Here is a 14,058-nt window from a genome sequence, read left to right on the forward strand (position 1 = left end):
GTAGAACGAGACACCGTTGTTTCAGACACTTGTGAGAGACATTTTCTCCCCCTCTCCCAAGGTTGGGAGAGGGGGTTGGGGGGTGAGGGCGACTCCAAACCGCCATATCTCGTTACCCACCTTGACAGGGCTGGCATTGCCGACCCTACACCTATCAACTACCCTATCAACCTGTTTTATTTTAACCCAAGGCATATTTTACCATGATTAATCTATCAAGCCTGACTAATAATATACACACTCCACATGGCTGCCACAATCGCCAAAATTGTCACCCAAACCGGATAACCACTGCGAGTCCCTTGCTTATTCTGAGTGCGAATAATGTCCACATCAATCCAAGGAATTCCCCCCCGACGAAACCATCCCGTAATTGTCACCTCTTGATTAATAAAGGTTTCTGGACGGGGAGGCCGGGGGAATAGATTGCCCAAGGGACCCAGTTTGGAGAAAAAGTGTAATTTGATCGTCCCCGTAGAGGTTTTTAACATTAAATCCTGGGCTGACCAATTACTTAACCCCTGTCGTCCGATTAATTTCCCCGTGAGACTGATCCCCACACTGCGAGGAGGGACGGCTTTCGGGTTGGCGAGGAGGTCTTCTAAGCGGGGGTTTTTCCGGGAGGGATAGATGCGAATGTCGGGGAAGTAACCGTTAATCCAAATAATAATACTGAGGCTAAAGGCGGCTAAAATGCAGGCATCGAGGAAAAGACTGGCATTATAAAACCAAATAAACCGCCAGACAGGGGACCAGACGGTTCGACTGATGATTTCGCTGGCCAGTCCGAGGAGAAATAAGATAAGACGGGAGGCAATGCCGAAGAATAAACCGGATAAGACGGCACTTTGTAGGATAGGCAGGGCCGTATAACTGTTTTTGAGTTTAATGAGTCGTTCTTTCCAGGTTTGGGGAGGGGGAATGACGGGGGGGAGGTCAATTTCGGGGGAGAGTTGCCAGAAGTTGGCGTAACGGTTGAGGAGATAAATGCGATCGCCGATTAAGGGATGGGGGTTCATTACGGCCAACCATTGACGGTAGGGGTTGGTACATTCCCATTTGAGGACTTGGGAAAAGGGGGTGGTGTCGGGTAAACTGCCTAAACTCAGGGCTTGTCGATGACCCACAGGCATTAAAATATCACAACTTTCTAAGACCCAGATGGTTTGTTCCCGTTGTTCGATATGTCGGGCCATGCCTACGGTCATTTTCAGTAACGCACGGGTGAGGGCGTTGGGGTTGCCTGTGAATTCGGCGGCGATGCGATCGCTATAATACTGCCGATACCGAGAAAAATACAAGAGGGGGACTCGCCACAGCCAATAATAGCCATAAAATAAGGTCGCCAAAGTCCCACTCATCCCCCTAATCCCCACTTTACACCAGTTGGGAAACTTGCGAGGGAGGCCATCAGCCCATTGTTCCCCGTAATGGGACAGTTGCCAATAGAGAAGATAGGGAAGTTGCAGAAAGGCCATTGCCCCGGACATTAAAATAAAATCTCGCTTGACAATTTGCCCAAAATGTGCAGCGAATAGGGTGGCCAGTTCCTCATCTGAGAGTTGTTCGAGAATTGCCTCACTCACCACAATACAGGCATTGCGCGGTAAGTTCCCATAGGCAAAAATGGCCGGGGCCCCAATAGAGAGTTTTTGCAGGGTGGGGAGGGGGAGGTTATTTTGTTTACTGAAGCGTCGAAGCACTTGGGCCGTTTCGGGAAATTGGCGGGATAATTCCGTAAATTTGTAGGGTTCGCATTTATAAAACGCTCGTAATATCCAGGCAAAAAACCAAGGGGATAAACAAGCAGCTAAAATCATTAAACCCATGACCGTTTGGGTGATATCTTGGTCAAGGATTGGGATAGGGGGAAAGGGGATGAAGGGAGTATAAATAATAATCCGGTTGAGAACATCAAAAGAGACCATTAAACTCTCTTTAATGACCCAATAAAAAACAAAAACCGTTATCGCTTGTCGTAGCCAAAACCGCCATGCTTTCGGTTTTCGCATGGTTTTCCAGCGTTGGGCCCGTTCGGCATTTCGCCAAGCACGACCGGAGAGAAACACCGAGGGACTCCCTGGGACAGGTTGTTGAGCAGGTGCAGGGAGGGGGCGTTGTTCGGGGGGGGGATTTTCGGGAGAGGGTGGGGAGTCTGTGGGGGTAAAAGTGTCAGTTTCCGACTGTACTTGTTGAGAGCGTCGGGTTAAGTCTTGGAGGGTTTTGGCGGCCCAAGGGTACTCGTCGGGGGTTTGGTTGAGTTGTTGACAGAGAGCGATGGCCTGTTCCCATTGTCCCATTCTCCCATAGGCCGCCACTAGCCCCTTATAGGCATTTTGCACCCTTACGGGGTCGAGTTCCGTGTCTAATACAGCTTGAAAATGCGCGATCGCACCTTCATAGTCTCCCTGTTTAAATGCCGTCTTCCCTGCTTTTAAACTCGCTTCTACCATCGTTCTTTCCCCTAGGTGATTCCTTGAAGATAACAAAAATCACCGCCCAATTCCTCCTAAACACATCCCTCCACATACCCCACCTCCGGTAACTTGCCACTTCTCATCGTCGTCACCTCTCCTTGGTCATTGGTTTCAAAAATCACCCGATAATCTTCATTAGAGGCAGCATCGGGGACATAAATGAGGTATTTGCCATCCGGTTGATATTCGTGAGGTTCTGCCTTAATTTTATCCCCATAGAGCGAACGAATTTTCTCCTCTGTATCCCCCACTTTAACCCCACTTAATGTCGTAATTTTCGGGTTATCCACCTCAATGCGAGCAATTTTCCCCTCTGTCACCATAAAAGACACCCCATCAGGTCCCTCGTTCACTTGGTAGTAAAGACACCCATATTCCTCACCCCCACTCGCAACCTGAGTAAACCGATGTCCCGTCACTTGGGCCGCTTCAGCAATAGTCATCCCCACATCAATATTACCAATCCCCGTTAACCTTAATTGGGACTCCGTGGACAGTCTGCGCGTTGCTTTGATTTTATCTAAACAGAGATTCCGACCACTCATATCCCCAAAACAATTCCCTTGGGGAGTTAAAATCACCACATCTTCCACCGTAGAAAACTGTTTCAGCGTTTCTGTAATAGCACTTTTAATCCTCGCATCATCCCCAATGCCTGCCGAAACCACCGTCCGGCAAAATTGTAGTTTCGCTACGTTATTATTAATCGAAATCTGGAAATCTTCCCCACAATTAGACTCTCCCCGCAGGGTAATCGGGCCTCTTAACCCTTTTTCTTGTTCACTGTCTCGCGGGCCAGCGATCAGTTGAGCAATAGCAAATTGAGCCACCCCTAAACTATCGGTCCGTCTCCAAACAGGTTCAACATAGTTAAAATTTTCCTGACTTTCAGGCATCTTGGGAAAATACACTTTAACCCGGTTTTCGGGTTGGGGTTCAGAGGGGGAGTTATTATTCCCTTGGGAGGTGGGAGAGGAGGGAGTTTCTTGGGGGGTATTGGTTTCTTGGGGGGTTGTAGTGTTGTTGTCTGGGGTAGAATTCCCACACCCGGTTACAACCAGCAGGGAAACCCCCAAGGACAAGAGAAGGGAAAAGCGAGACATGATAGAAGAACTCCAGTAAGATGGTATTTACCTCTACTGTAGGCAATTCTGAGGCATTCTTGTTGCGTTTTTGTGTCGCTCTAGGAACTATCCTAGGGTTTACGGAAAACGGGTTAAGTTCTCTGGGGGAACAGATCGCCCTCTGGTGTCCTTGGCTCGTGGAAAACTTGGCTCGTGGAAAAAGTGCTATATTAGGTCAAGGTTCAGATAGAGCGCGATTATGGATATTTACGGCGGTACAGACCCCAGAGACATTCCCACTTATTCTGCTGGGGATGCTGCTCGTTATCTGAATATCCCCGAATCCACGATTCGTTCTTGGACGGTCGGATATCGTTATCGTGTTACGGATGGCAAGAAACGCTTTTATCCCCTCATTGAGAGCAAAACAAGAGACCCCCTTCGTCTTACCTTTACCAATTTAATCGAGCTTCATGTCCTCAGAGCGATTCGACAACGTAACATCGATCTGCAAAAAGTTAGAATGGCCTTGGATTATATTAATGAGCAACTCCACATCCCTCATCCTTTAGCGCATCAAGAATTTCAAACGGATGGAGTTGATCTCTTTATTGAGCGTTATGGTGCTTTAATTAATGCCTCACAACAGAAAAAAACACTGCTAAGAGATTCTTTGAAGAGTCATCTAGAGCGTATAGAACCAGATGATAGTGGTTTGGCGATTAAACTTTATCCTTTTACTCGCACTTATGACCATGATAGCCCTCGACTGGTGGTGATTGACTCTCGGATTGCTTTTGGTCGCTTAACGATCGCCGGAACAGGGATTGCGGCTGATATCATTGCGGAACGGTTTCATGCAGGAGACTCCCCGGAACAAATCGCCCAAGACTATGAATGCCGGGTTGAGGAGGTGACAGAGGCCATCCGTTGTGAAACTCGTCCCATTGCCGCAGCATGACATCAGCGTCTTCAACGGTAACATTTTTCATTGATCGTTGTTTGGGAAAACACCCAATTTTAGAAACTCTCCGAGCAACCGGAATTACGGTAGAAATTCATGATGATCACTTTCCCCAAAATGCTCAAGATGTGGAATGGATACCAGAAATTGGCAGACGAGGAGAGGAGGACAAAGAACCAAGAACAAAGAACCAAGAACAAATTAATTATCCATTATCCCAATTTACTCCCATTCAATCGTTCCAGGGGGTTTAGAGGTGATGTCATACACAACCCGGTTTACCCCTTTGACTTCATTGACAATGCGGTTAGAAATGGTTTCTAACAACTCATAGGAGGTGCGGGACCAGTCGGCGGTCATGCCATCTTCACTGGAAACAAAGCGTAAGACGACGGGATGAGCATAGGTGCGTTGATCTCCCATGACTCCGACGCTGTGAATGGGTAATAAAACCGCAAAGGCTTGCCAGAAATCATGGTACATTCCTCGCTTCTGGATTTCATCCCGCACGACAAAATCAGCATCTCGTAAAATGTTTAACCGTTCGGCGGTGACTTCTCCGGTGATGCGGATGGCTAAACCGGGGCCGGGGAAGGGATGACGACGGACGATTTCTTCGGGTAAACCAATGGAACGGGCCACTTTGCGTACTTCGTCTTTAAAGAGTTTCCGCAGGGGTTCAACCAGTTTAAAACGTAGGTTTTTGGGGAGGCCGCCGACGTTGTGGTGGCTTTTGATTTTCACGGCGACTCGTTCCCCGGTTTGGGGATCAACGTTGGTGTCGGCGGATTCGATTACGTCGGGGTATAATGTCCCTTGGGCGAGGTAGTCGAAGGGCCCGAGACGGTGAGATTCTTCTTCAAAGACTTGGATGAATTCGTGACCGATGCGACGACGTTTTTCTTCGGGATCAAGGACTCCTTCCAGTTGCGCTAAGAAGCGATCGCGCGCATTCACATAGGCCACCGGAATCCCAAATTGTTCGTTAAATATCTCCATCAACCGTTCCGGTTCTCCTTTCCGCATGAACCCTTGGTCGATAAACATACAGGTGAGGTTATCCCCAACGGCCTGGTTGAGAAGAAAGGCCAAGGTTGAGGAGTCCACCCCCCCAGAAAGGGCCAGTAATATCCGTTTATCCCCTACTTTAGCGCGGATTTCCCGAATGGCTTCTTCTACAAAGGCTTCTGTGGTCCAAGTGGGTTCACAGTTGCAGATGTGATAGACAAAGTTGCGAATGAGGGCTAACCCATCGACGGAGTGGACGACTTCGGGGTGAAATTGTACACCGTAGAGTTGTCGTTGGTGATTGGCAATAGCCGCACAAGGTGTATTATTCGTATGAGCCAACACTTCAAACCCGTCAGGCAACAGGGTGCAAGAGTCTCCATGACTCATCCACATGGTTGACCCATGTTCAACGTTGGTTAAAAGGTCGGTGGGGTCATCAATATACAGGGAGGCTTTCCCGTATTCCGCTTGTTTGGCCCGTTCAACTGTTCCCCCTAATTGTTGCACCATTAATTGCATCCCGTAACAAACCCCAAGGACGGGGATTCCCAATTGCCAGATTTCGGGGTCACATTGGGGAGAATGACCATCATAAACGGAGTTGGGTCCCCCAGAGAGGATAATCCCTTTGGGGTTGAGTTGACGTAGGTGTTCGGGACTGGTTCGATAGGATAAAACTTCCGAATACACTTGAGTTTCTCGAATGCGACGAGCAATGAGTTCGGAATATTGAGAACCAAAGTCCAGAATGACAATCATCTGGCGATTGATACTCGCTTTTAGGGGGTCTGAGGGTTGGGTTTGTTCTGAGTTGGATTGTTGTTCGGTTGGGGTAGTCATGAAGTTAAGAGGTTAGAGGTTTACGGGGGTTATGTTTCGTTTCAGTGAGGGTGATGGGTTGATGGGAAAGTGACCGAAAGTCCCAATAATTTAAGCCAATCTGTGGATTAAATTTTTGGCTCAACTGACAGCCAAGGAAAACGGTTTTAAGAGAAGTGAACAGACCGGATTAAGCAAAACTGAGTAAGTTAACAAGATTAATTCATTCAGTTTTCAATTCATTCAGTTTTCAATTCATTCAGGTTTCAATTCATTCAGTTTTCAATTCATTCAGTTTTCTCTCTGTCCGTCTGAAAGATTAAGGTTAGAGATTAAGGTTGAGGTTTGGGTTGAGTAGTCCCGGTTTTCACCCGTTTTAACGCCTAAAGGGAATGTCCCATCAGGGAACTAGCAATCAATAAACCTTTAACACAGTTCAAGGTACGATCTGAATGAGTGTGAGTTTAAAGAGACTTAAAAATAAATATTAGTTATTCAAAACATATTAGCACATTTGCTCAAAAATTGCTGTACCGATCGCGCTTTTCACTAAAATGTCACGATTCCGGTCAAACAACACTGAACCAATCTGGATTCCGTGTTCGCTATGTTTGCGAATATACGCCTGACTGCGCTGATCAATAGTGTCGGCGAGGGAAGTATAAAGAGGCTTCACCCAATGGGGGGATTGTTCGCGCAGGAGGGTTAAAGCGGCCTCAGCCGTCGGAGAGGAGAGAACTTGTTGCGCCATCTCCGGTTCCACGCCCACCTTAACACAATGGGCTGTCAAAATCTCCAAACGCCCATCGGCCAAATGATGATGGGTATGAAAAATCCCCCCGGCCAACTTCACCAGTTTGCCATGATAGCCAAACAACAGGAGAGACTTCACCCCCAATTCTGCCGCGGCCACCAACATTGGCCCCAACCAATTGGCCGTTTTCACCAACTGTTCTGGGTTCATCCCCATTTGTTGGGCTAAATGTAGGCCATTTTCCCCCACACAATACCCCAGTATGTCAAATTGGGCGGCTTTCTCCGCCAGTTGTTCCCGATACTCCTCCAATTGTTCCGGGACTGATAAGGGTTGACTAATTCCGGTAGTCCCTAATAAAGATAACCCCTCCACCACACCAAAGGCGGCATTAGAAGTCCGTTCCGCTAATGTCCGCCCCTCCGGTAAAATAATTGTCACCGTAATTTGCTCATCGGGGTGTAACCACTGCCTTAAATTCTCCTCCATCACCTGTTTCGCATAGCGATAGATGGCCGCTTCTCCCCCCCATTGTTCCTGTTTCCCGATACCTTCTCCACCCTGTAAAATAATTTCCGCTTTCCCCGTCATGCGTCGTTCGACTTGGGCCCAGACGGCCATATTATGGGTTAAATCCAGATTATCTCCTGGATCACTGCGCGTAATGGCCAAAGCGGTGTTTTCTTGTAGGGGGGCTACTTGTTCCACGGCAATTTCCACCGTTTGCGGAGGTTTAATGAGGTTGAGGGAAACCATGGCCAAGGGTTTTTGTTCGTGGAGATAGCGCAATGCTGCCACTGCTGAGGCACAGGCAAACACAGGCAGGGTATAACCGGAGCGGGGAGAGGAGGTAGAATTAGACATGATTGGGTGAAGACAAAAGCGCACGTAAAGAAATGTATCAAAAATGGCGATCGCTGTAATCAGTAATCAGTAATCAGTAATCAGTGATCAGTGATCAGCAATCAGTAATCAGTGAGATAAACCTTGAATTGTGGGGGTTTTCCAGCATTGGCTAGACTCCAACGTATCCCCGTAATACTATACCCCTGAGAAGTCCCTTAATTTTGCCCTCCGGGATGAATCAGGGGAGGCTGGTGGGTATTTTGCTCAAACTATGGTGTAATAAGATGTTACTAGATATGTCTGACTAACCGAGTTATGGGATGATAGACCAGTAAGGCTATCTTTTGAGCTTGCATAAAAATTCGCATATTGAATAGATTTGGGAGAACAGTTTAATGAAAGACGCTGTTACCACGCTGATCCGAGATTATGATGTCGCTGGACGGTATTTTGATCGCAATGCGATCGACCGTTTAAAGAGCTATTTTGAGTCAGGGACCACCCGTGTCACTGTAGCGACGATGATTTCTGCCAATGCGGCCAGCATTGTCAAAGAAGCGGGGAAAAAGTTATTTGAAGAAGTCCCAGAATTAATTCGTCCTGGGGGAAATGCCTACACCACCCGCCGTTATTCGGCTTGTTTACGGGATATGGACTATTATCTCCGCTATGCCACTTATGCTTTAGTGGCCGGTGATAACGATGTCCTCAATGAACGAGTGTTACAAGGACTCCGAGAAACCTATAATTCTCTCGGTGTCCCCATTGGGCCGACGGTGTTAGGCATTCAAATGATGAAAGATATGGTCAAAGATATGGCTCTCGATGCGGGAATTGAGGATATCAGTTGTATTGATGGGCCTTTTGAACATCTCACGCGAGAGTTTTCTGAAAAAGATATTTAACAAAAATGGCCTTGAGGGGAAGTTACTAAGGTAACTTCCCCCCAACTGCGAAACAATCCCCCTAGCTTCCCTTTTTCAGGGGAATTTAGGGGGATTTTGTACGGTTGGCGATGCTCAGGGGTTAAACCCTAGGTTTAATGATTCCTGGTTGCTTTAACTCGCAATATATTCTTTCACTTTCCCTCGACGTTTCCGCAGGTGGGATAAGGCTTGATGTTCGAGTTGACGGACTCGTTCCCGACTGATGTTTAACTGTTTGCCGATTTTGGCTAAGGAGAGGGTTTTCCCGTCTTCTAAACCATACCGCAAGACCAAAACTTTTTGTTGTTGGGGGGTTAATTCGGACATCATGTTTTTTAAGTCCTGACGTAAGGACTCTTGGGTGATGAAGTTATCCGGGGAAATGCCTTCATCTTCGAGTAAATCCGAGAGTTCGGTGTCTTGGTTATCCCCGACGCGCATATCTAGGGAGATGGGTTGGCGGGAAATGCTTAAAAAATCCCGGATTTGGGTGGGTTCTAAGTCTAATTCTTCGCCGATTTCTTTGGGGGTTGCGGTCCGGCCTAGTTGTTGGGAGAGTTCCCGTTGGGTTTTTTTGATTTTGTTGAGTTTTTCGGTGATATGAATGGGGAGACGGATGGCCCGGGCCTGTTGCGCGATCGCGCGGGTAATGGCCTGACGAATCCACCAATACGCATAAGTGGAAAACTTATACCCTTTCATAGGGTCAAATTTCTCTACGCCTCGTTCTAATCCTAATGTCCCTTCTTGAATCAGATCAAGAAACTCCATATTACGCTTCTGATATTTCTTGGCAATGGCCACCACGAGACGTAAATTGGCCTCGATCATTTTTTTCTTGGCTTTTTCCCCTTCCCGCAGTCGGGTTTTTAGTTCTTTGGGGGACAATTCCGCTTTTTCGGCCCATTCTTGCTCACTGGGGGTGCGGCCTAATTCTTCTTGCAGGGTGTCCCGAACCTCTAACAAGGCCATCATGCTTTGCACTTGTTTCCCGTACACAATTTCTTGTTCGTGGGACAACAGGGGAACTCGACCGATTTCCCGTAAATAAGTCCGCACCATATCCGCAGATTGGCTGGAAGATTGATTCTTGGCTGTTTCTAATTTTGCAGTCGCCATGGGTCTGTTTCACTCCTTGTGTCAGTAATGCGAGAGTCTTCTTCTCTAGGGGGCCATCCCTAACGTGATTTCATCTATATCCAAGCGTGGTGAGACCAAGATCAGAAAGGATTTAAGGGAGTTTCAAGCATTCTTTGGGAGAATGGGGGATCATTTCGAGAAGGCCGGGATTCGATCAATCAATAGATTCTGGGGGTTAACCTCTAGTAGGTTATCGACTTGACTTGACGTTCTTAACCTGAAGTCGTTATGAATTTACTTATAGTTAGATCATAATGAAAGTTGGACTGGGATAAAAGAATTTGTGCCTCCCCTCACCCTGTTGTCTTATCTTCCCTAGCCCCTTCTTTCATGATGACGTAGGTTTTCTGAAAATAAAGGGGATTAGATGGGTAGATGTCCGAACTCATTTTACGCTACAATGGGGGATTAACTCTACAACTCTAGGCGATTAATTTCAGTGTAAGTAAATTGCAATAGCCTTACCTCACCCAATTGGGTGATTGCCAAAGCCAGCCAATTGAGCGAGGTGAGCGGGTTTTGGAGGAGTTGGGGGCTAACGGTTCAGGGGAATGGTGACAATGAATTCTGTTCCTTGTCCAGGTTGAGAGGTACAGATCAGTTCACCGTGATGTTTTTCAGTAACGATTTGATAACTAATGGCTAACCCCATTCCTGTGCCTTTCCCGACGGGTTTGGTGGTAAAGAAGGGATCAAAGATTTTCTCTTGGACTTGGGGAGGGATACCGGGGCCATTGTCAGCGATCGCAATTTCTACCGCCTCATTCACCACCGCCGTGCGAATGGTAATCTGGCCGGGATGAGCGAGAATCTCTTGGCGCGATCGCTGGCGATCGCGCTCCTCCAACGCATCCAACGCATTCGCCAGCAAATTCATAAACACCTGATTCAACTGACTGGGATAACATTCCACCAACGGCAAATCCCCATAATCCTTCACCACCGCAATCCCCGGTTCATCCGCGTGTTCCTTGAGACGATTACTCAAAATCAACAAGGTACTCTCCAACCCTTGCTCAAGACTCACCGCCTTTTGTTCCGCTTCATCGGTGCGGGAGAAATTCCGTAGAGACTGGACAATTCCCCGAATGCGATCGGCCCCAACCTGCATAGAGTTGAGGAGTTTCGGTAAATCCTCCATTACAAACTCCAAATCCATCTCCTCCGCCAATTCCACAATTTCCGGTTTCGTCTGGGGATGATGTTGCTGATATAACTCCATCAGCTTCAACATATCCTGGGTATAACGATCCGCATGGACTAAATTCCCATAAATAAAATTCACCGGATTATTAATCTCATGGGCCACCCCGGCCACCATCTGGCCCAAACTGGACATCTTTTCACTTTGGATCAATTGAGTCTGCATCCGTTTCAGCGATGACAGGGCCTCATTTAACTCATTATTCAACTTCGCCAACTCATCGGCCTTGCGCATGACAATATTAATAATCGACTTGCGCAGATCAAAGGCCGCCTGAATTTCGTAGGATTTCCACGGCAAAGCCGTATGTTGGACTGTTTCTTTCCACAACTCAAAGGAAGTCCGGGGAGACATCTGCACTTGCCCCTCCTCGTCCACATCGATCCCTTCTTGGGGATTCCCTGCCCAATTTACCGTTTGAATCACTTCTGGGCGAAACCAGAGAATATACTTTTGCTGGGTTTCCGAAATGGCCACCGCCAGTAACCCACTGGCCGTCTCTTTATAAGACTTAGCACTGGGCAAATAATGACTCAACTGTGTAGTAGAAAAGACCTTATCTTGGAACTGCCCTTGTTTTAACCACTGAATAATTTCTTCAATTTCTGCAATAGCAGGAGTCTCTCCCACGGGAATAATCTCATGATTCAAATACAGAACTGCCCCTCGCGCTGACACCAGATCACATAAATCCCGTTCTTGCTTGGCCAATCCCTGAATAAAATCCTCTGTCTCCGACATCCCCTGTAATAAGTGGGTTTGAATGGACTTTAACTCTAACTGATAGTCATAATCCTCATACGTCGCCTTCCCCGTTAACTCAGCAGAAATGGCTTGGCCGAGAAATTCACAGGCCGCCCGACTTTCATAGGAAAAATATTTCGGCCCAGAATGGTGGTGGGCCGCGATCAATCCCCACAATTGCCCTTCTTTCGTTAACGGAATGGTCAAAGAACCACGCACCCCCATATTGCGTAAATATTGGCGATGACAAGCCGAGGGACTTCTTAACACCGCATAACCTAAATCTAAGGGTTGATCGGTGGCGGGGCAAATTTGCGGGTATAATCGGGCGGGTTGATAATTAATATCGGGAATTAACCGGAGCGGATTTTTGGCAAACAATTCTTTGGCCGCAGGAGGGATATCCGAGGCAGGGTAGTTTAATCCCCGTAACGAGTCTAGGGAGTCCACCTTGTCTTCGGCAATAACAATGCCGTTGCCAGCACTATCAAATTGATAGATCATCACCCGATCCAGTTCTGTAATCCGTCGAACTTCTTGGGCAGCCACTTCCGCTAATTCCGGCAGAGACTCGGTTTGATGGAGTTTTAAAACGGCTTCTCGGACGAGATGATAAAAGTTTAAAAAGGGAACGGATTCCTCGGAGGTGGGTTCGAGTTCGAGGATTACACTTTGATTACTGCGATGCACAATCCCATCAAAAGGAATAGGATTCTCTGGTTGGTTGAGAATTAGTTTAACGGGATTGAGGGGTTTTAATTCTTTGGCTTTGAGTAGGTTTTGCAGTTTTTCAATTTGAGCCGCATCAAAGAGACAATTAAGATGGCGGTTAACCAAGTCTTGGGCAGCTACCCCCAAAATTTTTTGCGTATTTTCACTGGCTTGCAAGATGTCTAAGCTCTTTTCTTGCAGAACTAATAACACGCCGTAAGGCTGGATACAGCCAGGGGTGTGAATGGCTTCTCTTGCTTCGTTTTGCAGTAAGGTTTCCAGTTGTTTGTTGATGCTTATATGGGCGGTCATATCGGGTTAGGCTGAAAAGTTGGGTTAAATAAAAAATTTTGGGTTAGCGTGGGGTGGGATCGATCATTGTGGTTTTCGACTACTGTGTCTTCTGAACAAAACTCCCCTTTGTTTTGTTTTTCCCTTGATCCCTTCGGTCAATGCAACTTGCCACTAGCTGATTTACTTGGTAGTTTAGAACACCCTTTACTTTATTATATATGTCTTGCTTTATTTACTCTCCTTTGCCGGATACACTGAGTTACATTGTGTTAAGCGGCAAGGTGTTAAGCGGCAAGGGAGTGGTTGGGGATGGGAGTTGGGAGATGGGGAGGATAGGGGAGATAGGGGAGATAGGGGAGATAGGGGAGGATGGGGGAGAGGTAAGAAGTGAGAAATGTTTCGATTTTGGGGTCTTGTGTTAAGTTATCTATAAGTCAAGTACACGCGAATCTGAGTCCATTGGAAGCTATGGCTAAACCCATTCCTGCAATTGTCCTCCCTCCCCTTGAAAATCCTCAACAAGAAAAAGAGTGGTTAAAAGAAGGGTTAAATGAGTGGTTAGACCGAGAGTTTATTCCCGAAATTATCAATAAAAAGATTGCTGAACGGGCTGCAACGATTTTTGTCCGTCAACGGTTAGAAGGGGAAAATGATTTAGGATCATTGGTGATTGCGATTGTTACTGAGATGCAATCTTTTGATTTTAGTCAGAGTTTCTATGGGGAGTTCGCTATTGCTAATGCGGTCAGTGATTTAGTTTTAGATAGTTTAGGGATTGATCGCTGTTGTGGAGAGTCTTAGGGGATTAGAAGGCAAAGGGCAGAGGGCATACCCCGTCTGCCCTTAACTGCTAGTGGTTGACCAAAAATACTGGGTTTCAAGCCCCGTCATGCCAACGAAGTGGAGGACGGCTTTTGATTGCCATATTGAATTTAATCTGCTCTAGTGTTGATACCAGCATAATTAGTGTCAAATGTTTGTCTTGGAGTACAAGGTTAAACCTAAGCCACAACAAATATCAGCCATCGAAGAAGCAATTCGGACAAGTCAGTTTGTCCGAAACAAAGTGCTTCGGTTTTGGATGGATAATCGAGGTGTAGGCAA

11 protein-coding genes and 1 pseudogene are annotated in these 14,058 nt (G+C 46.9%); 6 read left to right on the plus strand and 6 right to left on the minus strand.

The window, feature by feature from the left end; translation table 11 throughout:
• The coding region (locus tag PN462_RS17405) for a hypothetical protein (protein ID WP_272130092.1) at positions 1-207 on the plus strand (207 nt) is incomplete at its 5' end.
• A gap of 8 nt (positions 208-215) precedes the next feature.
• Here the strand turns inward: PN462_RS17405 and PN462_RS17410 are convergent.
• Both PN462_RS17410 and PN462_RS17415 read right to left on the minus strand, forming a co-directional pair.
• A complete protein-coding gene (locus PN462_RS17410) occupies positions 216-2,453 on the minus strand; it encodes a zinc metalloprotease HtpX (protein ID WP_272130093.1) in 2,238 nt (745 codons plus the stop codon).
• Positions 2,454-2,509: 56 nt separating this feature from the next.
• Complete coding sequence (locus PN462_RS17415) at positions 2,510-3,580, minus strand: hypothetical protein (protein ID WP_272130094.1); 1,071 nt, start codon at positions 3,578-3,580, stop codon at positions 2,510-2,512.
• Between the two features lie 217 nt (positions 3,581-3,797).
• Between PN462_RS17415 and PN462_RS17420 the strand changes: the two genes are divergently transcribed.
• A complete protein-coding gene (locus PN462_RS17420) occupies positions 3,798-4,502 on the plus strand; it encodes a DUF433 domain-containing protein (RefSeq protein ID WP_443029206.1) in 705 nt (234 codons plus the stop codon).
• A complete protein-coding gene (locus PN462_RS17425; protein ID WP_272130096.1) occupies positions 4,499-4,759 on the plus strand; it encodes a hypothetical protein in 261 nt (86 codons plus the stop codon). Before PN462_RS17420 ends, PN462_RS17425 begins: the two co-directional genes overlap by 4 nt.
• Here PN462_RS17425 and guaA read toward each other — a convergent pair.
• Both guaA and cbiD read right to left on the minus strand, forming a co-directional pair.
• Positions 4,728-6,356, minus strand: coding sequence for a glutamine-hydrolyzing GMP synthase (gene guaA / locus PN462_RS17430; protein ID WP_272130097.1), 1,629 nt, complete (start codon positions 6,354-6,356; stop codon positions 4,728-4,730). The two genes, PN462_RS17425 and guaA, sit on opposite strands and share 32 nt — an antisense overlap.
• A gap of 484 nt (positions 6,357-6,840) precedes the next feature.
• Positions 6,841-7,953: a cobalt-precorrin-5B (C(1))-methyltransferase CbiD gene (gene cbiD / locus PN462_RS17435; protein ID WP_272130098.1), complete on the minus strand. Its 1,113-nt coding sequence runs from the start codon at positions 7,951-7,953 to the stop codon at positions 6,841-6,843.
• A 377-nt stretch (positions 7,954-8,330) separates the two neighbouring features.
• Between cbiD and apcB the strand changes: the two genes are divergently transcribed.
• The gene (apcB, locus tag PN462_RS17440; protein WP_272130099.1) at positions 8,331-8,840 is read left to right on the plus strand and encodes an allophycocyanin subunit beta; all 510 of its coding nucleotides are present in this window, start codon (positions 8,331-8,333) and stop codon (positions 8,838-8,840) included.
• A 153-nt stretch (positions 8,841-8,993) separates the two neighbouring features.
• Here apcB and PN462_RS17445 read toward each other — a convergent pair whose 3' ends face one another.
• Positions 8,994-9,980: an RNA polymerase sigma factor, RpoD/SigA family gene (locus PN462_RS17445; protein WP_272130100.1), complete on the minus strand. Its 987-nt coding sequence runs from the start codon at positions 9,978-9,980 to the stop codon at positions 8,994-8,996.
• Between the two features lie 556 nt (positions 9,981-10,536).
• Positions 10,537-12,972 (minus strand): ATP-binding protein, encoded by a 2,436-nt coding sequence (locus tag PN462_RS17450; protein ID WP_272130101.1) that lies wholly within the window; start codon positions 12,970-12,972, stop codon positions 10,537-10,539.
• 450 nt (positions 12,973-13,422) lie between these two features.
• On the opposite strand from PN462_RS17450, the gene PN462_RS17455 reads away from it, so the two are divergent.
• Together PN462_RS17455 and PN462_RS23620 are read left to right on the plus strand one after the other, a co-directional pair.
• Complete coding sequence (locus PN462_RS17455) at positions 13,423-13,755, plus strand: hypothetical protein (RefSeq protein ID WP_272130102.1); 333 nt, start codon at positions 13,423-13,425, stop codon at positions 13,753-13,755.
• 172 nt (positions 13,756-13,927) lie between these two features.
• A pseudogene (locus PN462_RS23620) lies at positions 13,928-14,058 on the plus strand (RNA-guided endonuclease TnpB family protein); the annotation flags it as partial.

It is taken from the genome of Spirulina sp. CS-785/01 (assembly GCF_028330525.1).
In the GTDB taxonomy this organism is placed as follows: Bacteria; Cyanobacteriota; Cyanobacteriia; order Cyanobacteriales; family Spirulinaceae; genus JAQMSD01.

Coding starts and splice junctions, on each gene's coding strand:
- PN462_RS17415 (WP_272130094.1), bottom strand. CDS start 3,580: ATGTCTCGCTTTTCCCTTCTCTTGTCCTTGGGGGTTTCCCTGCTGGTT.
- cbiD (WP_272130098.1), bottom strand. CDS start 7,953: ATGTCTAATTCTACCTCCTCTCCCCGCTCCGGTTATACCCTGCCTGTG.
- PN462_RS17445 (WP_272130100.1), bottom strand. CDS start 9,980: ATGGCGACTGCAAAATTAGAAACAGCCAAGAATCAATCTTCCAGCCAA.
- PN462_RS17450 (WP_272130101.1), bottom strand. CDS start 12,972: ATGACCGCCCATATAAGCATCAACAAACAACTGGAAACCTTACTGCAA.
- apcB (WP_272130099.1), top strand. CDS start 8,331: ATGAAAGACGCTGTTACCACGCTGATCCGAGATTATGATGTCGCTGGA.
- guaA (WP_272130097.1), bottom strand. CDS start 6,356: ATGACTACCCCAACCGAACAACAATCCAACTCAGAACAAACCCAACCC.
- PN462_RS17410 (WP_272130093.1), bottom strand. CDS start 2,453: ATGGTAGAAGCGAGTTTAAAAGCAGGGAAGACGGCATTTAAACAGGGA.
- PN462_RS17455 (WP_272130102.1), top strand. CDS start 13,423: ATGGCTAAACCCATTCCTGCAATTGTCCTCCCTCCCCTTGAAAATCCT.
- PN462_RS17425 (WP_272130096.1), top strand. CDS start 4,499: ATGACATCAGCGTCTTCAACGGTAACATTTTTCATTGATCGTTGTTTG.